Here is a 20353-nt window from a genome sequence, read left to right as displayed (position 1 = left end):
CCCGCCATTCTCTGAATACAGATTACTCTGTATAACAGAGTTATCTGCAAATCAATATCTGATTGGCGTTTTGCGACCGACATCCCTACTTTGCGACCATCCTGAAAGCCGAGATTCGATGCCCAAAGCCGCCGCCCCCCTCACCAATTCCCCCGAATTCACCGTCTCCGAGCTGTCCTCAGCCCTGAAACGGACGGTGGAAGACACATACGGGAATGTGCGGGTGCGCGGCGAAATCTCGGGTTTTCGCGGGCCGCATTCGTCCGGCCACTGCTATTTCTCGCTCAAGGACGAGAGCGCCAAGATCGAGGCGGTGATCTGGAAGGGCGTCCATGGCCGGATGCGGTTCAAGCCGCAGGAAGGCCTTGAGGTCATCGCCACCGGCAAGCTGACCACCTATCCAGGCTCGTCGAAATACCAGATCGTCATCGAGGCCATCGAGCCCGCCGGCGTCGGCGCGCTGATGGCGCTGATGGAAGAGCGCAAGCGCAAGCTCGGCGCGGAAGGCCTGTTCGACGAAGCGCGCAAGCAGCTGCTGCCATGGCTGCCGGAGGTGATCGGCGTGGTGACGTCGCCGACCGGCGCGGTCATTCGCGATATCCTGCATCGCCTTGAAGACCGTTTCCCGCGCCGCGTACTGGTCTGGCCGGTGAAAGTTCAGGGCGAAGGTTCGGCTGAGCAGGTCGCGGCCGCGATTCATGGCTTCAATGCGCTGCCGGCGGGCGGCGCCATTCCGCGGCCGGATCTGCTGATCGTCGCGCGCGGCGGCGGCTCGCTGGAAGACCTGTGGTCGTTCAACGAAGAGATCGTGGTGCGTGCTGCCGCCGAGAGCATGATCCCGCTGATCTCGGCCGTGGGCCACGAGACCGACATCACGCTGATCGATTTCGCCGCCGACAAGCGCGCGCCGACGCCGACAGCCGCTGCCGAAATGGCGGTGCCCGTGCGCGCCGAACTGATGGTGGAGATATCCGGCTTCGAGCGCCGCATGATGCTGTGCTGGCAGCGCGGCCAGGAATCCCGCCGCAACGAACTACGCGCCGCGGCGCGTGCCCTGCCGGATCTCAGCGAATTGCTCGCGATTCCGCGCCAGCGTCTCGATGGCGCAACCGCATCGCTGCCGCGCGCTCTGAAAGCAAATACACACGCGCATCATCGCCGCTTCGCGCAGGCCAGCGCCGGGCTGACGCTGCGCGTGCTGCGCGCGCAGATCGCCCACGCCACGCAGCGACTGACGGTATCGGGTGAACGCTTGAGCCTCTCCGCGCGTGCACTGCTTCGGCAGCGCCGCGATCGCTTCACTGGCCTTGAAGCACGATTGAAGGCCTCCAAGCTCGCCAATGCGCAGGCGCAGCGCAATGCCATCACCCGCGATCGGGAGCGCGCTCTGCGCCTTGCCGAACGCGCGCGCCGTGCATTGACGACACTGGTGCAGCGCCAGCAGGCGCGCGTACAGGCGTCGAGCCAGCTGCTCGGTGCCCTCTCCTATCGCAGCGTGCTGGCCCGCGGCTTTGCGCTGGTGCGCGACGAGCAAGGCGCGGCACTGCATGCCGCCGCCACTGTCGGAGCCGGCGCCCGCCTGAGCATCGAATTCGCCGATGGCCGCGTCGGCGTGACTGCCGATGGCGACCGCCCGGCACCTGCCCCGCGCGAGGCCAAGCCTGCGTCGCCGGCCGCGCCGAAAAAGGCGACGAAAATCGATCAGGGCAGCCTGTTCTAGAGGTTGCGCGGCCGCCTTTATTGGGCGACGCCGCGGCCCTATTTATGCTACGAGATGACGACATTCAGGGCCGGTGACCGATCCGGCAAGACGACTTAGTGACGATCCAGGAGACCAGCCGTGCTGAACAAATTTGGCCCCTCGGGCCACGGCGAAGCCCAGTTGCAATATCTCGACGGCGATTTCCGCGTGGTGTCGCCCGGCACCTATGTGACTTGCGCCATCACAGGCGAACGCATTCCGCTGGATGAGTTGAAATACTGGAGCGTCGATCGGCAGGAAGCCTATGCGGTGCCGAATGCGGTGCTGGCGCGGCATTATCCGGACGCCGTGAAGGGTCAGAAATAAGCTCGTATCGGTCGTTCCGTAGGTGAGTACGCTTCGCTTCGCCCACCTTACATTCTGAGCGTCTTCACTCTTGCCCGATTGAGCTTCTCGACCACGAAAGCCTGCAGCGCCGTCTTGTCCTCGAAGGCCAGCGTGACGGCGAATGGTACGATCTCCGCTGCGGCCGGCATGCTGCTGAGTTTGACGACATCCTTCTCCGTCGTCACCAGAACTAGCCCATCACGCTTTGCTTGTGCGACCAGCGCATCGATCTCACCGAGCGCATACGGGTGGTGATCGGCGAAGGCCTTCTCCACAGCCACGTCCACATCTGCATGACGCAACGTGCGAAAGAAGCGTTGGGGATCGCCGATTCCCGCAAAGGCCAGCACGCGCTTGCCGCGCAGGGCAGTCACTGACGTCTCGGCTGGCACGAGGCGCGCCGTCAATACCGGACCGCCCTGGCCCGCGACCAGCGCGGCAACGCCCGTCGCTGCAACACCATCGCCGATCACGACCAATGCATCGGTGCGTGCGATCTGCAGATCGAGCGGCGCGCGCAAAGGTCCCGCGGGCAGCACACGGCCATTGCCGAGACCGCGATTGCTGTCGATCACAATGAACGACGCATCCTTGGCGATAGCCGGATTCTGAAAGCCGTCATCCATCACGATCACGCTGGCGCCGGTCGAGCGCGCCAGCGCGGCGCCTGCGACGCGATCCCCGGAGATCACCACCGCCACCCGCCGTGCCATCATCAGCGGTTCGTCGCCGACATCTGCCGCCCCATGCCTCGACGGATCGACTTTCACCGGGCCGCGCAACTTGCCGCCATAGCCGCGGCTGAGCACCACCGGCGTCTCGCCGAGATCGCGCAGCACGTGTACCAATGCCAATGTCGTCGGTGTCTTGCCGGCACCGCCGACGTGATAATTGCCGACGCAAAGAACGGGAATGCCGACATCGACGCCCTTGCGGGCCATGCGGCTGCCTGCGATCTCGCCATAGATGGCGCCAAGCGGCATCAGCAGACGCGACAACCATGTCGATGGCGGCCGCCAGAACGCCGGCTCACGCATCCTGCGCTCCCGCTTCGAGCCGGAGCTGCATCAAATAAGGCTCCAGCGCATGCAGGGTGCGGTCGAGCGCACCGCCAAGCCGTTCAACCACGCGCTGCCCGGCCTCGATCGCGGCATCGCGCGCTGCCTCGTTGCCGAGCATCTGGCCGAGCTGTTTCACCAATTGCTCGGAGGAGTCGGCGAGCTTCGCGCCGCCGGCGCCATCCAGCGCCTCGTAGACGTCGGTGAAATTGAAGACATGCGGACCATGCACCACGGACGCACCGAGCTTCACGGCTTCGATCGGGTTCTGCCCACCATGCGGCACCAGCGAGCCGCCGATGAACACCACCGGCGACAGACGATAGAACAGGCCGAGTTCGCCCATGGTGTCGGCGACATAGATATCAGTGCCTGCATGCGGCAACTCCTCGCGCGAGCGCAAGGCAACCTGCGCACCTGCCACCGTAATCATCTGCGCGATATCTGCGCCGCGATGGGCGTGGCGCGGCACGATGACCGTCAGCAATTTCGGGAAGAAACTTGTCAGCGTCTTGTGGGTCTCGAGGATGATTTCTTCTTCGCCGGGATGCGTCGACGATGCGACGATGATGGGGCGACCGCGCGTTACCGCCATGAGCTTGTCCAGCTTCACGGCGTCGCCCGGCGGCGCCTGCACGTCGAGCTTCAGATTGCCCGTGACGACGACGCTGCGCGACCCCAATGCGCTGAAGCGCTCGGCGTCAGTTTCGGACTGCGCCAGGCAAATCTCGAAACGGCCGAGCAACGCGCCGATGGTCGCCGAGAATTTCTGCCAGCGCGGGAACGAACGCTGCGACATGCGCGCATTGATCAACACCATCGGCAGCCGACGCTTGGCGGCGGAGATGATGAGGTTCGGCCAGAGATCGCTCTCGATGAACAGCGCCAGACTCGGCTTCCAGTGATCGAGGAAGCGCGCCACGAAGCGCGGTGAGTCATAGGGGATGTATTGATGGATGATATCGGTCGGGAATCGCTTGGCGATGATTTCGGCCGAGGTGACCGTGCCCGACGTCAGCAGGATGCGCATGCCCAGCGCGCGCAGCCGCTCGATCAGCGCCGCCGCCGCCAGCACCTCGCCAACGCTGGCGCCGTGAATCCAGACCAGCGGCCCGGCGGGGCGCTCGATCTGCGAGATGCCGCGACGCTCGTCGAGGCGCGCGGGATCTTCCTTGTTGTTCTTCAACCGTTGCCTGATCAGGACGGGCGCAAGCGGCGTCAGCGCCGCCGACAATCTGCGATAGGCGCGCAGCGTGATCGGCAGCGCGTTAGGCACGACGCGCACCTTCCGGCCGACCTACCGCGTCATAGGCACGCTGCGTGGCCTCGTTCAGCGTGGCTTCGAGCTGCAGGCGCAGCGCCTCCATCGTGGCAGCGTCGGCATCGGCAGGAACGCTCAGCGGCTCGCCGCCGACCAGTACGCCGCGACCGAAAGGCAGATTGATCGTGGTGCGGTCCCAGTTGTTGAGCTGCACGTAGCGGCTGGTGGCCATGGCAAACGGCATGATCGGCCGGCCGCTTTCACGCGCCAGCATGATGATGCCCATGCCGGCGACACGCGAACGCTTCGGCACGTCGGCGGTCAGCGCCATATTGATACCGCGCTCCAGCACCCGCACCATCTCCTTGAACGCACCGACACCGCCCTTGCGGTGAAACGCGCCGCCATGATCGCCGGAACCGCGGACGGTGGCGATGCCAAGGCGCTCGGCAGCCAGCGCATTGAACTCGCCGTCGCGATGCTTCGAGATCAGCACCGCGCCGCGATAGTCCTTCTGCCGGATGAACGGCGTCATAAAGTGCTGGCCATGCCAGAACGCCAAGATGACCGGCATCTGCGGCTCGACGATGTCATAGACATCGACGGGATCGAAGGTGAAGGTATTGGTCTTCCAGACCAGACGCAAAAATTCGGCCGCGAGAAACCCCGCGGCGCGCTGAACCCAGCTGCTGCGCAGCGTGTTTCGGAGCAGTCGTTTCAAGCGGTCGGCTTCGCGTCTTGACCCGGATCGAGCAGCCGATGGAGATGGACGATGAAGTAGCGCATGTGGGCGTTGTCGACGGTCTGCTGCGCCTTAGCCTTCCAGGCGACAAATGCCGTCGCGTAATTCGGATAGACGCCGACGACTTCAACCTGGCTGAGATCCTTGAACGTCGTCTCTTTCAGGTTGGTCAGCTCGCCCCCGATGACCAGATGAAGCAGTTGCTGTGGTGTGTCAGACATGAATCCTGTTCCTGCAGCGACCGGCTGCGATCCGATAAGTCAAAGATAGTGGTGCAGCCGGTTAAACCCGGCGGTTCTGGAATTGCTCGACGATGTAAGCATGGCGATCGGCCCCCGCTGCCACCAGCAACCCGTGCGTGACTTCCCGGCGATTATAGAGGATGGGATCGCCCGAAAGCTCGGTCATCCTACCATTCGCTTCGTGCACGATCAAATCTGCGGCGGCCAGATCCCAGTCCCGGCTCTGCCCCCCGGCAAAGGCCGCATCCAGCCGACCATTGGCGATCCAGCACAATCGCAGCGCCAGTGAGCCGATTCGCGGATAAAGCGTGATATCCTGTCTGGGATGGACCATCCGCTCGACCAGAGGTTTCGGGCCCGCCACGCGCGAAAAGTCCATTACGGAACCGGTCGTGGCCCGAACCGGAACGCCGTTGCAGGTGGTGCCCTGCCCCCGGATCGCCAGAAAAAATTCATCTGTGGATGGCGCAAATACCGCGGCCATCACCGGCCGGGCGTCCTCGACCAGCGCGACACAGACACACCAATCCTCGCGACCGGCGAGATAGCTGCGGGTGCCGTCGATCGGGTCAATGATCCAGGTCAGGCGCTTGCCGAGACGAGATTCGTCATCGGCGCTCTCCTCCGAGAGCCAGCCATAGTCGGGCGTCGCCGCGCGAAGCCGCTTCTCGATCAGATCGTTGACGGCGATATCCGCTTCCGAGACGGGGGAGGATTCGCCCTTGGTCCATTTCCTGAGTTCTGTACCGAACATTGCGAGGCCGAGCTCGCCGGCCGCCCGCACGGTGTCCGCCATCAGGGCAACATCGTGCGCGAGCCGTTTGTCTGTGTCGAGATCAGCGTCCGGCAATCGTCAGTCCCTCGACGCGCACGGTCGGTGCGTTGACGCCGTATTTGAAAGTGAGGTCGTTCGCGGGCGTCATCGACTTGAAGATCTCGAACAGATGACCCGCGATGGTGATCTCGCTGACGGCGTAAGTGAGCTTGCCGTTCTCGATCCAGAATCCGCCGGCGCCGCGGCTGTAGTCGCCGGTCACGCCATTGACGCCCGAGCCGATCAGATCGGTGACGTAAAAGCCTTCCTTAATATCGGCGATCAGGTCTTCGGGGCTCACGTCGCCCGCTTCCATATGCAGGTTATAGGCGCCGGGCGATGGTGACGACGACACGCCGCGATGTGCGTGGCCTGTCGTGGTCATGCCGAGTTCGCGCGCGGTCGCGCAATCCAGCAGCCAGGTCGTGAGCACGCCGCCATCGATGATGGCCTGCTGCTTCGTCGCAACGCCTTCCGCATCGAAGGACTGCGAACGCAACCCGCGCACGCGCAGCGGATCGTCGATGATGCGGATATTGCTGCTGAACAGCTGCTTGCCGAGGCTGTCCTTGAGGAACGTGGTCTTGCGCGCGACGGACGCGCCATTGGCGGCACCGATGACGTGACCGACCAGCGAGTTCGAGACGCGCGGATCGTACACCACCGGCACCTTGCAGGTCGGCACCTTGCGCGGATTGGCCCGCGCCACCGTGCGCTCGCCTGCGAGCTTGCCGACGCTCGATGGAGAGTCGAGATCAGACGCATGCAGCGCCGAGGTGAAGGCGTAGTCGCGCTCCATCTTGGTGCCGTCACCAACGATGGCCGTCATCGACACGCCCTGGCTGGAGCGCAGATAGGAACCGTGGAAACCAGTGGAGGTCACCAGCACCATGCCGCCAATGCCGGTCGAGGCCGATGCGCCGCCGGACTTGGTCACGCCCTTCACCGCGAGCGCCGCCGCTTCGGCTTCCACTGCGCGGCGTTCGAGCTCTGTGACCGATGGCACGACGGGATCGAGCAGATCGAGATTTGCAAAGTCGCGCGCAAGCAGCGCTGGATCGGCAAGGCCGACATATTGATCATCGGGTGCGACGCGCGCCATCGCGACAGCACGTTCGGCCAGTTGTGCGACATTGTCGCCGGACATGTCATTGGTGGAGATCACCGCCTGACGGCGACCGACGAACACGCGCAATCCCATATCGTCGCCTTCCGAACGCTCGGAGGCTTCGACCTTGCCGTCACGCACTTCGACGCCATGCGACACGCCGCGCACCGCGACCGCATCCGCGGCATCCGCACCGGCCTTCCTGGCAGCCTCGACGAGACGCTGCGCCAGCGTGGAGAGTACGGACTGATCGAGCAGATCGGAATTGTCGGATTTCGTGGAGACAGACGACGATGCGTTTGGTGAAGAGTTCACGAACAAAATCCCAACATTGAGAGACGATTTCAACAGGTCCGAAGCGGCGATGGCCGCTGTTAGAGATGTGCTTATTTCGCAGGGACTTCAAGCATTTGCCGCGCCGAAAAGGAAAGAATTTCAGGGCTCTCGCAACGGTTCGTCAATCATGCCTGCCAAGCTTCTGTCAATCATGAAGGGCAGTCGGATTCGATTAACCAGCCTTTTTAAGCCGATTCCGAACCGGCTCTGGCAAGGTCTCCCCATCGACCGGGAACATAATTCCGGCGGGGAGATAAAAAGCCGTGAGGCATCAAACAGCGACAGGTGGGGCCCATGCCCCGGGATCGAGCAGCGCATTGCGGCTCGATCCCCATTCACTTCCGGTTCGTTTCGAGGCGCATGATACCCGCGCCGACGGAGCGATCCGCCATATCGAACTGCATCGTACCCGGGTCGTCCTGCATCGCGCCGTCAGCGGCATGCGCATGGCGATCAATGTGCGCGTCAGCGATTTTCTCGGCGTCACCCTGCGCGGTCTCGACGACGGCAAGATGCTGATGCTCGCGCATCGCGATCCTTCACTGTCGATTCCATTGCTGGTCAGTTCGGATCGCGAAGAAATCGACATGGCCTGGCAGATGTGGAGCGAGATCTTCGCGCTTCCGCAATTGCCGGAAGAGAAGACTTACGAACCGTCTCAGCGCCGCCGTCGCCGCAACGCGATTCGCGAGCGCCGCCCGAAATTCCTGGTACGTCGTCGTCCGGGCGGATTGCTCGGTGAAGCCGGTGTCTACAAGGATGAGCGCGAAATCATCGCAAGAGACTAGATCGCGATCGGACCTGATAGATCCAACGCGCCGATTGCGATAAGTAGGTCGGCGCTAAGGTGCGTTTCCGAGGCGTGAGATCAGTGCGTCAGCTCGCTGCTTGAAGTTCTGCGCGACCTTTTCGCCACTGTTGACGCGCATCTTGACAATGGAGGCCATTCGAAGCGCTTCGGCGTCATGACCTTCACCCAGTTCGACTTCTGCCAATCCAATGAGAAACATCAAATTATCGGGCTGTAACCCGTAGGCTTTTCTCAAGGGTCCAATAGCGTCGTGCTGACGCCCATTCTTGCGTAAATTCTCTCCGTAATCGAATTGCAGGAACGCACTTCGTGGTACAGTCGCCACGCCAGTAAAAAGTGTGTCGCTTGCTTCCTTGGATTGGCCCAGGCTGCTGTAGATATTTGCCAAAGCGCGATACGCAAAGACGTTGGACCGGTCGAGGCGCAGGCCCTCCTTGAAAGCCTTGATCGACTCGTCATTCTGGTTGAGAGCCCGAAGCGCAAATCCCAGCGTGGTGAAGCTGTTGACTGAGCCCGGAGCGCGCTCCACACCCGCTCTGGCAGCCACCAGAGCTTCGTCAAATCGCCGGCCGGCAAGCAGAGCAAACGTCCTGGAGTACTCCGCCCCGACGAAAGCCGCATCCATGGCTCTTGCCTGATCCGACGCCTGCAGGGCTTCAACGGCTTGACCGCGGGATGCCAGAATGAATGATTTCAGATTGATCGCGTATTTTTCCGCGTCGGGATATCCTCCCGCAAGGGCTATCGCCGTCAGCCGCAATGCATTTTCTTCATCGCGATACTCCCGCCAATAAATTCCCGCCGCGATTTCGGGATCGATATGTTCAAGAAGGTTCAAGGCAGCCTTTCTGAAGAGACCGTCAGGGCCTTGCGATGTTTCGACATCGATCAGAGTCTCGCGACCGGGAGTCTGGCGCAAACGCAAACGCGTCAGCTCACGACCGTCTTCCTTGCGGGTCGTGATTTCTCCCGAGATCTGAGTGAGTGTCTTGCCAAGCACACGTTGTATCAACGACTGGACCGATTTGATATCAAGGTTGCCAGTTGGCGTTTCGATCGAAGACAGAGCTTCCAGGAGGTGCGCGTCGCCTATCTGCGTCTTGGGCTTGGCCGCGGTTGAACTCTTGTTCAGAATCGATATCTCATCAAGCAATTGCTGAGTGGCCGTTTCAGAAGAATAGCCGATCGCCTCGAACGACTGCGGTACGCGAAGGTATGACATCACGACGCCGGTATCGCGTATCGCATTCGATACGACAACTGTCGCAAGCACCGCGGGCACCACCGTTACAAAAACGACAGCGATCGCCTTTACGACGATCACCAGCTCGCCGAACGTGCGCTTCTCCAGCTGGGATTTCAGGAAGTTCTTTTTTGGAGCAGCCGCACGCTGCCGCGGCGGCACAGTTTTCGATGTCACGGCTTTCGCTGACCGGACGAGCGCCACAATGGCGATCAGCGTATCGACGGAAGCAATTGAGCAGCAACCCGTCGATGGCCCTCCACTGTCAAATGAGTACCGTCCGACTGCTTCATGCCAGCCGCGAGCGCCGCCCATACGAGACGATCGGAGTGAACGATCCTGATCCCGCGGACGCGCAACTGCTGTTCTATACTGGCCATATTTGCCTGACGCACAGCGGGATCGAAATTCGCTCGGCGGAAATCATTGGTGCCAAATTGCAAGATCACGATCTTTGTGCCGTTGGGCACCTCACTCGACAGGCGAGCCAGCATTCCGGTCGTCGTGTCGCCCGATATGCCGGCGTTCACCACGCGCATTCTGGAGCCCTTAGCCTCCAACATTGTCTGGAGCTGCGCTGGATAAGACTCGGAAGAACTCACCCCGCGACCTTGAGTGTTACTTCCACCGATAGCAACGATCTGCGCCGATGCGGGACAAAGCAAAGCTAAAAAGAAAAATGTCGCAATGTGCAAAGCGCACGCAATTTTCGAGAACGTCATGCCAATCCCCCAAATCAAATACAAAAACTGGGAAGGATAGCTCAATTCACGGGCAATCTTGAAAGCGTAGCTACATTCCAGGGATAGCGCAACTCTTAAGTCGACAGATGCCCAGCGTGGGCAAATGGCATCGACCGATTGCGGCATCGGACATGTTCGAGGTCGCGCTCTCGCATGGGGGAAGCAGTCAGGAATCTCCTGCCGCTTCACTCAAGGCAACCGCAATACCTTGACCGGATTCATCATCCGGTCGGGATCGAGTGCGAGTTTCACGCGGCGCATCAGATCGAGCTCGACCTCCGACGTGTAGAGCGAAAGCCGATCGATATGCATGCGGCCGATGCCGTGCTCGGCGCTGATGCTGCCGCCACAGGCCACGCTTTCCTGATGCACGATGGTGTTGGCCTCGTGCGCCGCAGCCTCGCGGACCTGCGCATCGCCGATGTCGTAGGGAAACACAACGATCACATGCACATTGCCATCGCCGACATGCCCGCAATGCGCGACCTGCGCATTCGGCAGCTCGCGCTGCAGCCGGCGCGTGACGCGGTCGATGAATTCCGGCAGCGCCGAGATCGGCACCGACGTATCATTCGACACCGTGAAGCCTTCACGCTTGTTGGATTCCGAAATCGTGTGACGCAGGTTCCAGATCCGATCGGCCTTGGCCTGATCGGTTGCGATCACCGCATCGCCGATGAGCCCGTCCTCCATCGCCGCGGCCAGTGTGGTCTCGAGGCTTTCCACGGCATTCCAGTCCGCGGCGCTGTCGGCCAGTTCGAGCAGCACATACCATGGCGCTTCGCCCGCCATCGGGCTGCCGCTCGCCGCGCCATGGCGCAAAACGATCTGCAATTGGCTCTGCGACATCAGTTCAAAGGTTTCGACACGACCGCCGGTGGTGCGCTGGAGATATTGCAATAGCTCAACCGCCTGGCCGACCTCGTCCATCGACACCATCGCCGTCGCTGACACCATGAGCTTTGGATACAGTTTCAGCACAGCGGCGGTGACGATGCCGAGCGTCCCCTCCGCGCCGACGAACAGCTGTTTCAGGTCGTAGCCGGTATTGTCCTTGCGCAGTGCCCTGAGGCCATTCCAGATCCGCCCGTCTGCCAGCACCACTTCCAGCCCGAGCACCTGCTCGCGCATATTGCCGTAACGCAGCACACCGGTGCCGCCGGCATTGGTGGATATCAAGCCGCCGATCTCGCAACTGCCGACGCTGCCGAGCAGCACGGGAAACTGCCGGTCATGCTGGTCAGCCAGCGCACGCACATCCGCCAGAATGCAGCCGGCTTCCAGCGTCACCGCATTGTTGAGCGGATCGAGATGACGCACACGGTTGAGCCGCGAGACATTGACGATCAGACAGTCCAGTCCATCCGGCGCAATGGCACCGCCGGTGAGCCCGGTATTGCCGGCTTGCGGCACGACCGCCACACCGAAGCTGCGGCAGACGCCCATCAGTGCCGCAACTTCCTCGGTACTTCCCGGCAGGGCTACAGCGACAGCAGCCCCGCGATAACGGGCGCGCCATTCTTGCTGATAGGAATCGGCATCCGCACCAGTACGCACATATTTGCCGCCAATGACTGCGGCCACGGCAGCAAGAAATGCAGCAGGATCAGCTTTCAGAGACGTCAACACGCTATCCTTCCGCAGAGCTACTCAGCCTTCAGACCGGCGGCCTGGATGATCGGACCCCACTTCACGCCCTCGGCCTTGACCTGCGCCTCGAGCTCGGCGCCGGTCGAGCCCACCGGATCGCCGCTCAGCTCGCGCAACTGCTTCGCCACGTCCGGATCGGCGACGGCCTTCCGGAACTCTGAACTCAACCGCTCGGCCAGCGCCGGCGCCATGCCGGGCGGGCCGAACACGGCGTTCCAAGTATAGGTTTCGTAGTCAGGCAGGCCGGACTCTGCAACGGTCGGGATATCAGGGAAGGACGGCGACCGCTTCTTGGTCGTGACGGCCAGCGTGCGGATCGAGCCCGCCTTGATGAACGGCGCCGCACCGCTCAGCACGTCGAACAGTACCGGGATCTGTCCGCCCATCAGGTCGTTCATGGCCGGCGCGCCGCCGCGATAGGGCACGTGCTCCATCTTCACGCCCGCCTGCACCTTGAACAACTCGCCGGACAGATTTGGTGGCGTTCCCACGCCGGACGACCCGTAACTATATTTGCTCGGGTCGGCCTTGAGCAGCGCGATGAGTTCCTTCACGGTGGTCGCTTGCACCTGCTTGGACACCATCAGCACATTGGGCACCGTGACCAGCATCGAGATCGCCGTGAAATCCTTGACCGGATCGTAAGGCGGCACCTTCGCCATCAGCGGATTGATGGTGTGGGTAGAGATCGTGCCCATCAGCAATGTCAGCCCATCAGGCTTCGCGCGCGCGACCCGCGTGGCACCGACCACACCGCCAGCGCCGCCGACATTTTCAATGAGGATCGTTTGCCCGATCTGATCGGAGACCTTCTTGGCGACATGCCGACTGACGATGTCGGTGGCCCCGCCAGCTGCGAAAGGCACGACCAGCGTGATCGGGCTTTTCGGCAGGTCTGCCTGCGCCCAGACACTGGTACCTGGAATCATCATGCTGGACGCCGCAACGGCTGCCGAGCGGCAGAACGTGCGGCGCGTAATCTTGCTCGCCATTGTTTCCCTACCCTTGATGATGTTTTTGTTTCCCACACTGGTTTTCCAGCATTGGGTCTCCAGACGATCGTCAGAAGGGCGCCGCATCCACATGGATGAGCGCCCTTCCGTTTGTTCAGAGCGGCGCGTGTCCCAGCGCTGCACGGAATCGGTTCTTCACATAGACACCATCACGCGGCGGCAGCACGCGGGGCGGGTTTTCCGCTTTCACTTTGATCGTCGCGAGCTTGACGCCATCGCGCGACGACAGGCGAGTGCGCAGATCGTCCACGCCCGCCATATCGCGAATCTCGCGCGTCCAACCAAAACCGCAGGCTTGCGCCACGCGATCGAGATTGACGCCGAGCCCAGCGTGGCTGACCTGCATGCCGGTTTCGCCGAAATGCCCGTTGTCGAGAATGGCGATGGTGAGATTGGCAGGTTTGCGCGTGGCAATGGTGGCGAGGCCGCCCATACCCATCAGCATCTCACCATCTCCGGTGATCACCAACACCGAATGATCAGGCTTCGCCGTCGCCAGTCCAAGCCCGACCATGGCGGCGCTGCCCATGGCCGCCCAAAGATAGTAGTTATTGTCGTGATCGCCGGCGGCCATCACATCATAGGACGGTGAGCCAAGGCCAGTGACCACGAGCAGATCCTTGCGGCCGGCCAGCAGCTTCTGCACGACCTCGCGGCGATCGAGCGCGCCGGTTGCGTTTACTTGACCCACTGCTTCTCTCCGATCAAACGCTGCCCCAGAAGCAATGCACAGGCTGCATCGCCATTGAATGCCATCGATGCGGCGCCATGCAACAGCGGCGCAACATCTTGCGGCTCATCGGCGCGCCAGGTCAGCACGCCCATCAGGTTGAGCGCCTTCTCGGTCGCCTGCCCCATGGGATTCTGCCACGCATTGAACTCGGCCCAGTCGCCGCGCATGGTCACGACCATCAGCAGCGGGAAGCGCGTGCAAGCCTGCAGTGCCAGCGTATTGATGCAGTTGCCGACGCCGCTCGACTGCATCAGCAGCGCACCGCGCTCGCCGCCGAGCCAGGCACCCGCGAGATAGCCGATGCCTTCCTCCTCGGTGGTCAGCACCACTGAATTGATCGCATTGTCCTCATCGGCGAGACGGATCGCCGTGGAATGGCCGGCATCGGGCACATAAACGACGTGCTTAACGTCGGCCTCCTTCAGGATGCGAAACACGTCCTGCCGCCAATCCACCTGTGAACCGGGCATGGGCCCTGCATCTGACATTCCAGTCTCCGTTGCTTGCAGCATAGCGCTGACTCACGCTTAGCCCAAAGCAGACGGCCCGACGCATACCGATTTGCTCGAAGAGATATGCCGAGATTTGATCTCTGGCGTTGCAGCACTCGACAGCGCGCGAATGGTGCGACGCAGCTACGTTTTCCTGGGATCGATCATGTGTCCAACCCAGATATTCCGGGCGACGAGATCGGCCGCGATCTCCGTGAATGTATCGCCGACAAAGCGCGCCGCCGCGCTGACCGAACGGTCTGCCGGATAGGCCAGCACCAGCTTGCGCGCTGGTGTGGGATCGACCAGCGGCGCCGCACAGAGCACGCCGCTCTCGACCAGCACGTGGATCGGCGCGAGCGGCAAAGCAGTGGAGCCAACACCGTTGCGCACCAGATCGATCATCGCGCCGAAGGAGTCTGCTTCGACACTGCCACGCAACTGAATGCCAGCCTGCCGCGCGCATTCTTCCATGATCCCGCGCAAGCCATGGCGCAGGCTGGGGAGAACCAGCTCTTCGTGGGCCAGCGCCGCGAACGGAACGGGACGGTCCATCCGCAATCCCTTGCTGCCCGCGCTGACGAACAACAGGTTCTCCATCATCACCGGCACGATGCGCAGTGAACGCAGCGGCTGCGGATCATAGGACACGGCGAGTTCGAGCTCGCCGCGCTGCAGCCAGTCGAGCAGATGGCCCGTGAAGGCCGATGACAGCCGGATCGAGAGTTGCGGATGCACTTCCTTGATCTTCTTCACCAGGGGAACGGTGACGATCTCGGCCACGGTCGGCGTCGTGCCGATGGAGACGAGCCCCTTGAACGACGCGCTCTCCTCCGAGGTGACATTGCGGATGGCATCGAGCTCGGTCATCACGCGGGTGGCGTGGTTGAGAACTTCGCGGCCGATCTCCGTGATAACCATGCCGCGCCCGTGCCGCTCGAACAGCGCGGCGCCGAGCTCTTTTTCCAGAAGTCTGATCTGCCGGCTCAAGGCCGGCTGCGCAATGCGAAGGCGATCGGCGGCCTTGCTCAGGCTTCCCAGTTCGGCCACATGGATGAGTGTCTTGAGCTGCGCGACGTCCATCTCTGTGGTCCACCAGTGCTTAGGAAGGCGCGATTACGCCGCCCGCATGATGGCATCCACAAGCAATCCTGCAAACAGCAGCAGCCCCGCGTCACGGTTGGACTTGAACAGCCGCAGGCATAGCGCGGAGTCGCTGATATCGGTGCGGGTGATCTGCCAGACCAGATGCAGGGCGAATGCCACGAGGCCGAGCCATGCCGGCCAGCGTGCGCTAGCCAGTGCTAGCGCCGCGCCGATCAGCAACACGGCAAGCCCGTAGAACAGCGTCAGCGCGGCCTGCGTGCGTTCCCCAAACAACAGCGCGGTGGACTTCACGCCGATCAGCGCGTCGTCCTCGGTGTCCTGATGAGCGTAGAGCGTGTCATAGGCGATCACCCAGCAGATCGAACCCGCGTACAAAGCCAGCGCTGTTGCATCGATGCGGCCGAACACGACAGCAAAGCCCATCAGCGCGCCCCACGAGAAGGCGAGGCCCAGCACGCTCTGTGGCCAGTAGGTGATGCGCTTCATGAAGGGATAGGCGGCAACGATGCCAAGCGAGGCGATGCCGGTGGCAATGGCGAAAGTGTTAAACTGAAGCAGCACCACGAGACCGATGAGGGCCTGCAGCACCAGAAATGCAAAAGCCTGTTTCGCCGTGACCTGCCCGGCCGGAATCGGCCGCGAGCGTGTGCGCTCCACCTTCGCATCGAGATCGCGATCGGTGATGTCGTTCCAGGTGCAGCCGGCGCCGCGCATGACGAAGGCGCCGATGAAGAACAGCGCGATCATCTTGGGCAATTGATGGATATCGTGCGCCATGCCGGAGGCGAGCGCCGCCGACCACCAGCACGGCATCAGCAGCAACCATGAGCCGATCGGACGATCGAAGCGCGACAGCCGCAGATAGGGTCGCGACCACAACGGCGCCGAGCGATCGACCCAGTTGCCGGTCGCATCCGCAACGCGGGCGGCCGCGTCGCTCATTGGAACAGAATGATCTGCCACCCGATCATCGGGTGAGCACGTTGCCGTTCAGCGTATCGAAGGTGGTGCCGCCGCTCTTGCGCGCATTGTTCGCTTCCGGCAGCGATGCCGAGGAGCCCAGCACGTCGCTGAGGCGCGGCGCTGCCACCGGGCCGCCACCACCGCCACCCCGTTGCTGCTGCGCGACGCTGCACACCTTCTGCCGCATGCCTTCGGTGTTCTTGTGGCCGGTCTTCATCTGTTCGCCGACATTGGGCGGGATGCCGCACTTCTGCGCATTCGCCTCGATGTATTTGATCATCTTGACTTCGGTCTGCGAGAAAGAGGTGATCAGCTTGCAGGCCTCGTCCGGAGGCGCGCGACGCTCGCTCGCAGCCTTGATGGCAGCGCCCTTCTTTTCGGCGTCCTGACGCAGGGGCAGAAAGCCCTTCATGCAATCTTCGCCGCCGGGCGGTCCCGCCTGTTGCTGCGGAGGAGCGCCAAAGCCGCCACCACCGATCGGCGCAGCGCCGTTGGAGGGAAACGCGCTGGGCGCAGCCGCCGCACCATTGACCGGCGGAAATGGCGATGCGCTGGCAGGCGCACCGTTCACCGGCGGAAACGGCGACGAACTCGCAGGCGCAGCCGAGCTGTTGCCCGGCAGCGGCGCGGGAAACGCGCCCTGGGCATGAACTTCGATAGCCTGCATGGCGAACACGGCCATGGACAGCGGCACAATCAAACGACGGATGATCACAGATATTCCTCCGGCAGCTCAGTGCCCCGATTGATCGGGGGCGAAGCCCATCCTGATTCAGGACTTTCTACGATTCCTGCCAAGCCTTAACAACCCACCAACAGCACGCGGATTCGGGCGGCAGCGCGGCGCAAACCCGCGTTCTCGCATGATAATTCGTCGCAGTTGGGCTAAAGCTCGCCCTCTGAATGGAACATGAACGATGCCGCAAGCCGATTTCCGCAGTCCCCGCCTGTTTGTCGATGCGCCTTTTGCGGCCGACGCAACGATTTCGCTCGACCGCAACCAGAGCAATTACCTCGGCAATGTGCTGCGGCTGGGCTCCGGCGCCTCGGTGCTGGTGTTCAACGGCAAAGACGGCGAATGGCAGGCCGCCATTGCCGGCGGCAAGCGGGCAGACCGCCTGACCCTGCTGACCCAGACCCGGCCGCAGGATACCCTGCCCGACGTGACCTATGTATTCGCGCCGCTGAAACACGCCCGGCTCGACTACATGGTCCAGAAGGCCATCGAAATGGGCTCCGCGGCGCTGCAGCCGGTCATGACCCGGTTCACACAGGCTAGCCGGGTCAATACCGAGCGGATGCGCGCCAATGTGGTCGAGGCGGCCGAACAATGCGGAATCCTGAGCGTGGCCAGCGTCGCCGAACCACTGAACCTGCCCAAATATCTCGACCAGCGGGATGCCAAACGGCTGCTGATCTTCTGCGACGAGGCCGCTGAAGTGACCGATCCCATGGCCGCGCTGACCGGCGCCCGGACGGCCGCCTCCGCCGGAATCGACGTCTTGATCGGCCCGGAAGGCGGCTTTGCCGAGGAAGAACGAGCCCTTCTGCTGAAACAGGTCAATATTCTCCGGCTGGCGCTGGGCCCGCGGATCATGCGGGCCGATACGGCGGCGGTGGCTGCGCTGGCACTGGTGCAGACGGCCCTTGGTGACTGGAATGGTAACCAAGTAGGCAAATAGCCCGCTGCCATGACCCGACATTAAGGCCACCGGGTGATGGTGGTCGAAACGTCGCAACCGCCATGCTATGGGCTGCGCCAACGACCACTCTGTTGAGATTGCTGGACTTCGAGATGACCAAACCCGCCGCCCCTCGCGCGACCGGATCCGCCGCCTGGGCGGATGCGCTGCTGTTGTCGTTTGCCGAGGCCGGCTACGCCCATGCCGAGCCGGCGATCCTGCAGCCGGCCGATCCGTTCCTCGATATGTCGGGCGAAGACATCCGCAAGAGCCTGTATCTGACGACCGACGCGTCGGGCGAAGAGCTGTGCCTGCGGCCGGATCTCACGATCCCCGTGGCGCGCGATTATCTCGCCTCGCCGCAGGCCGGCCAGCCCGCGGGCTTCAGCTATCTCGGCCCGGTGTTCCGCTATCGTCAGGGCACGCCCAGCGAATTCCAGCAAGCCGGCATCGAATCCTTCGGCCGTCAGGACCGCGCCGCCGCCGATGCCGAAATGCTGGCGCTCGGCCTGGAGGCAACGGCCGCCTTTGGCCTCAGCGATATCGAAATCCGCACCGGCGACGTCGCCCTCTTCGCGGCGCTGATCGAGGCGCTCGATCTCTATCCGGTGTGGAGGCGCCGGCTGATGAAGGATTTCAACCGCAAGGTCAGCCTAACCCACGATCTCGACCGGCTGACCCTCGCGGAGTCGCCGGTCCGCAACGAATACGAAGGCGTACTCGCCGCGCTCGCGGGCTCCGACCGCAAGGCAGCGCTGGCGCTGGTCACCGACCTGATGTCGATCGCCGGTGCCACCAATGTCGGCGGCCGTTCGGTGGCAGAAATCGCCGATCGCTTCCTCGAACAGTCGACGCTGAAAGGCGGCGCACTGCCGCGCGATGCGCTGGTGCTGATCAAGCGCTTCCTCGCCATCTCAGGCGATCCCGACGATGCCCTGCAGCAACTGCGCAAGCTCGCCTCCGATGCCAAACTCAACATCACGGCCGCCATCGACGAATTTGAAAGCCGCATCGGCTTCATGGCGGCGCGCGGTATCGATACCACCAAGACGCGTTTCTCGACCTCCTTCGGCCGCGGCGTCGACTACTACACCGGCTTCGAATTCGAACTGCACCGCAAGGGCAATGGCACCGAGCCGCTGGTAGCCGGCGGCCGTTATGACGGACTGCTGACGCAGCTCGGCTCCGCTACGCCAATCCCCGCGGTCGGCTTCTCGATCTGGATCGAAGCCCTCACTCAGAACGCGTCCTCGGCGCTGGTTTCCGGGAGCGCGTCATGACCGCACCATTCGTCCTTGCCGTTCCCTCCAAGGGACGCCTCCAGGAAAACGCCGAAGCCTTCTTCACCCGCGCCGGTCTGACGCTGGCGAAGCCGGGCGGCGTGCGCGATTACCGCGGCACCATTGCCGGCTTCGACAATGTCGAAATCGCCTATCTCTCGGCCAGCGAGATCGCCTCGAACCTGGCGCGCGGCGCCGTGCATCTTGGCATCACCGGCGAAGATCTTTTGCGCGAGAGCATCCCCGACGCCGACAAGAAGGTCGCTTTGATCGAAGGTCTCGGCTTCGGCAGCGCCAATGTGGTCGTTGCCGTGCCTCAGGCCTGGATCGACGTCCGCACCATGGCAGATCTCGATGACGTCACCACCGGCTTCCGCGCGCAGCACAATCGCCGCATGCGCGTCGCCACGAAGTATATCAACCTGACGCGCAACTTCTTCGCGTCTCATAGCGTGGTCGACTATCGTATCGTCGAAAGCGCCGGCGCCACCGAAGGCGCACCGGCCACCGGCACCGCCGAACTGATCGTCGACATCACCACCACCGGCGCGACCCTCGTCGCCAACGGCCTCAAGGTACTCGATGACGGCGTCATCCTGCGCAGCCAGGCCAATCTCGTCGCCTCGCGCGCCGCCGACTGGTCGGCGCAGTCCCTGGAAACTGCGCGCATCATTCTCGACCACATTGCCGCGCGCGCCCGCGCCAGCAAGTACAAGGAAGTGCGCACCCGCTTCGCCGGCTGCAATCAGGCGCTCCTCACCGAGGCCCACAACCGTTTCGGCGTGGTATCGCCGTTCGGCGGCCCGACCTCGTCGGGCATGATCACGCTGCACTGCCCGCCGGCGCAGCTTTACGCGCTGAGCAGCTTCCTGCGTGCCAACGGCGCAGACACCGTCTCGGTCGCCTCGCTCGACTATGTGATGGATCGCGAAAATCCGCTGTTCGCCAAACTTGAGGCGTTCTTGCGGCAGTAACGCGCAGCGCGGC

The 20353-nt window shown here is 62.8% G+C and carries 21 protein-coding genes; 6 read left to right on the top strand and 15 right to left on the bottom strand.

All coding sequences use genetic code 11. From position 1 onward, the window contains the following. Positions 1 to 118: 118 nt before the first annotated feature. Both xseA and AB8B02_RS01350 read left to right on the top strand, forming a co-directional pair. Positions 119 to 1720: an exodeoxyribonuclease VII large subunit gene (gene xseA / locus AB8B02_RS01355; RefSeq protein ID WP_439062906.1), complete on the top strand. Its 1602-nt coding sequence runs from the start codon at positions 119 to 121 to the stop codon at positions 1718 to 1720. Positions 1721 to 1840: 120 nt separating this feature from the next. Continuing rightward, a complete protein-coding gene (locus AB8B02_RS01350; protein WP_089261889.1) occupies positions 1841 to 2068 on the top strand; it encodes a DUF2093 domain-containing protein in 228 nt (75 codons plus the stop codon). A 47-nt stretch (positions 2069 to 2115) separates the two neighbouring features. Here AB8B02_RS01350 and lpxK read toward each other — a convergent pair whose 3' ends face one another. The 6 genes from lpxK to AB8B02_RS01320 form a co-directional block, all read right to left on the bottom strand. After that, entirely contained in the window at positions 2116 to 3126 is a 1011-nt protein-coding gene (lpxK, locus tag AB8B02_RS01345; protein ID WP_309947190.1) for a tetraacyldisaccharide 4'-kinase, read from the bottom strand. Next, entirely contained in the window at positions 3119 to 4423 is a 1305-nt protein-coding gene (locus tag AB8B02_RS01340) for a 3-deoxy-D-manno-octulosonic acid transferase (RefSeq protein WP_439062905.1), read from the bottom strand. Before AB8B02_RS01340 ends, lpxK begins: the two co-directional genes overlap by 8 nt. Further along, positions 4416 to 5129: a lysophospholipid acyltransferase family protein gene (locus AB8B02_RS01335; protein ID WP_089261893.1), complete on the bottom strand. Its 714-nt coding sequence runs from the start codon at positions 5127 to 5129 to the stop codon at positions 4416 to 4418. Before AB8B02_RS01335 ends, AB8B02_RS01340 begins: the two co-directional genes overlap by 8 nt. Continuing rightward, positions 5126 to 5371: a DUF4170 domain-containing protein gene (locus AB8B02_RS01330; RefSeq protein ID WP_068733639.1), complete on the bottom strand. Its 246-nt coding sequence runs from the start codon at positions 5369 to 5371 to the stop codon at positions 5126 to 5128. The genes AB8B02_RS01335 and AB8B02_RS01330 overlap by 4 nt, the downstream gene beginning before the upstream one ends. Positions 5372 to 5432: 61 nt before the next feature. Continuing rightward, positions 5433 to 6242, bottom strand: coding sequence for a 3'(2'),5'-bisphosphate nucleotidase CysQ (locus AB8B02_RS01325; protein WP_439062904.1), 810 nt, complete (start codon positions 6240 to 6242; stop codon positions 5433 to 5435). Then, positions 6229 to 7629 carry a TldD/PmbA family protein gene (locus tag AB8B02_RS01320; RefSeq protein ID WP_439062903.1) on the bottom strand — a complete coding sequence of 467 codons (1401 nt, stop codon included), beginning with the start codon at positions 7627 to 7629 and terminating at the stop codon, positions 6229 to 6231. Before AB8B02_RS01320 ends, AB8B02_RS01325 begins: the two co-directional genes overlap by 14 nt. 284 nt (positions 7630 to 7913) lie before the next feature. Here AB8B02_RS01320 and AB8B02_RS01315 point away from each other — a divergent pair, with 284 nt between their 5' ends. Further along, entirely contained in the window at positions 7914 to 8438 is a 525-nt protein-coding gene (locus AB8B02_RS01315) for a DUF6101 family protein (protein WP_439062902.1), read from the top strand. A gap of 54 nt (positions 8439 to 8492) precedes the next feature. On the opposite strand, the gene AB8B02_RS01310 is transcribed toward AB8B02_RS01315, so the two are convergent. The 9 genes from AB8B02_RS01310 to AB8B02_RS01270 form a co-directional block, all read right to left on the bottom strand. Beyond that, positions 8493 to 9881 (bottom strand): tetratricopeptide repeat protein, encoded by a 1389-nt coding sequence (locus tag AB8B02_RS01310; protein WP_439062901.1) that lies wholly within the window; start codon positions 9879 to 9881, stop codon positions 8493 to 8495. A 35-nt stretch (positions 9882 to 9916) separates the two neighbouring features. Further along, positions 9917 to 10573 carry a GDSL-type esterase/lipase family protein gene (locus AB8B02_RS01305; protein WP_439062900.1) on the bottom strand — a complete coding sequence of 219 codons (657 nt, stop codon included), beginning with the start codon at positions 10571 to 10573 and terminating at the stop codon, positions 9917 to 9919. 63 nt (positions 10574 to 10636) lie between these two features. Continuing rightward, entirely contained in the window at positions 10637 to 12073 is a 1437-nt protein-coding gene (locus AB8B02_RS01300; RefSeq protein WP_439062899.1) for an FAD-binding oxidoreductase, read from the bottom strand. Positions 12074 to 12093: 20 nt separating this feature from the next. Next, positions 12094 to 13089 (bottom strand): tripartite tricarboxylate transporter substrate binding protein, encoded by a 996-nt coding sequence (locus AB8B02_RS01295; protein WP_115034047.1) that lies wholly within the window; start codon positions 13087 to 13089, stop codon positions 12094 to 12096. Between the two features lie 115 nt (positions 13090 to 13204). After that, entirely contained in the window at positions 13205 to 13801 is a 597-nt protein-coding gene (locus tag AB8B02_RS01290) for a thiamine pyrophosphate-dependent enzyme (RefSeq protein WP_184513720.1), read from the bottom strand. Beyond that, positions 13789 to 14331, bottom strand: a complete 543-nt coding sequence (locus AB8B02_RS01285; RefSeq protein ID WP_439062898.1) for a thiamine pyrophosphate-binding protein — start codon at positions 14329 to 14331, stop codon at positions 13789 to 13791. The genes AB8B02_RS01290 and AB8B02_RS01285 overlap by 13 nt, the downstream gene beginning before the upstream one ends. Before the next feature lie 147 nt (positions 14332 to 14478). Next, complete coding sequence (locus AB8B02_RS01280) at positions 14479 to 15417, bottom strand: LysR substrate-binding domain-containing protein (protein ID WP_439062897.1); 939 nt, start codon at positions 15415 to 15417, stop codon at positions 14479 to 14481. A gap of 33 nt (positions 15418 to 15450) precedes the next feature. Further along, entirely contained in the window at positions 15451 to 16383 is a 933-nt protein-coding gene (gene ubiA, locus AB8B02_RS01275) for a 4-hydroxybenzoate octaprenyltransferase (RefSeq protein WP_439062896.1), read from the bottom strand. 25 nt (positions 16384 to 16408) lie between these two features. After that, positions 16409 to 17119: a hypothetical protein gene (locus AB8B02_RS01270; RefSeq protein ID WP_374725691.1), complete on the bottom strand. Its 711-nt coding sequence runs from the start codon at positions 17117 to 17119 to the stop codon at positions 16409 to 16411. A gap of 202 nt (positions 17120 to 17321) precedes the next feature. On the opposite strand from AB8B02_RS01270, the gene AB8B02_RS01265 reads away from it, so the two are divergent. From AB8B02_RS01265 to hisG, 3 genes are all read left to right on the top strand, one after another. Beyond that, positions 17322 to 18086 carry a 16S rRNA (uracil(1498)-N(3))-methyltransferase gene (locus tag AB8B02_RS01265; protein ID WP_439062895.1) on the top strand — a complete coding sequence of 255 codons (765 nt, stop codon included), beginning with the start codon at positions 17322 to 17324 and terminating at the stop codon, positions 18084 to 18086. Positions 18087 to 18199: 113 nt separating this feature from the next. Continuing rightward, positions 18200 to 19366: an ATP phosphoribosyltransferase regulatory subunit gene (locus AB8B02_RS01260; protein WP_439062894.1), complete on the top strand. Its 1167-nt coding sequence runs from the start codon at positions 18200 to 18202 to the stop codon at positions 19364 to 19366. Beyond that, the gene (hisG, locus tag AB8B02_RS01255; RefSeq protein WP_439062893.1) at positions 19363 to 20340 is read left to right on the top strand and encodes an ATP phosphoribosyltransferase; all 978 of its coding nucleotides are present in this window, start codon (positions 19363 to 19365) and stop codon (positions 20338 to 20340) included. Before AB8B02_RS01260 ends, hisG begins: the two co-directional genes overlap by 4 nt. Positions 20341 to 20353 lie beyond the last annotated feature (13 nt).

Origin of the sequence: Tardiphaga sp. 862_B3_N4_1, from assembly GCF_051811085.1 — a bacterium.
GTDB classification, from domain to species: domain Bacteria; phylum Pseudomonadota; class Alphaproteobacteria; order Rhizobiales; family Xanthobacteraceae; genus Tardiphaga; species Tardiphaga robiniae.
This window is presented reverse-complemented; position numbering and strand designations above follow the sequence as displayed.

Coding starts and splice junctions, on each gene's coding strand:
- AB8B02_RS01265 (WP_439062895.1), top strand. CDS start 17,322: ATGCCGCAAGCCGATTTCCGCAGTCCCCGCCTGTTTGTCGATGCGCCT.
- AB8B02_RS01295 (WP_115034047.1), bottom strand. CDS start 13,089: ATGGCGAGCAAGATTACGCGCCGCACGTTCTGCCGCTCGGCAGCCGTT.
- xseA (WP_439062906.1), top strand. CDS start 119: ATGCCCAAAGCCGCCGCCCCCCTCACCAATTCCCCCGAATTCACCGTC.
- ubiA (WP_439062896.1), bottom strand. CDS start 16,383: ATGAGCGACGCGGCCGCCCGCGTTGCGGATGCGACCGGCAACTGGGTC.
- AB8B02_RS01260 (WP_439062894.1), top strand. CDS start 18,200: ATGACCAAACCCGCCGCCCCTCGCGCGACCGGATCCGCCGCCTGGGCG.
- AB8B02_RS01280 (WP_439062897.1), bottom strand. CDS start 15,417: ATGGACGTCGCGCAGCTCAAGACACTCATCCATGTGGCCGAACTGGGA.
- hisG (WP_439062893.1), top strand. CDS start 19,363: ATGACCGCACCATTCGTCCTTGCCGTTCCCTCCAAGGGACGCCTCCAG.
- AB8B02_RS01305 (WP_439062900.1), bottom strand. CDS start 10,573: ATGCCGCAATCGGTCGATGCCATTTGCCCACGCTGGGCATCTGTCGAC.
- AB8B02_RS01285 (WP_439062898.1), bottom strand. CDS start 14,331: ATGTCAGATGCAGGGCCCATGCCCGGTTCACAGGTGGATTGGCGGCAG.
- lpxK (WP_309947190.1), bottom strand. CDS start 3,126: ATGCGTGAGCCGGCGTTCTGGCGGCCGCCATCGACATGGTTGTCGCGT.
- AB8B02_RS01330 (WP_068733639.1), bottom strand. CDS start 5,371: ATGTCTGACACACCACAGCAACTGCTTCATCTGGTCATCGGGGGCGAG.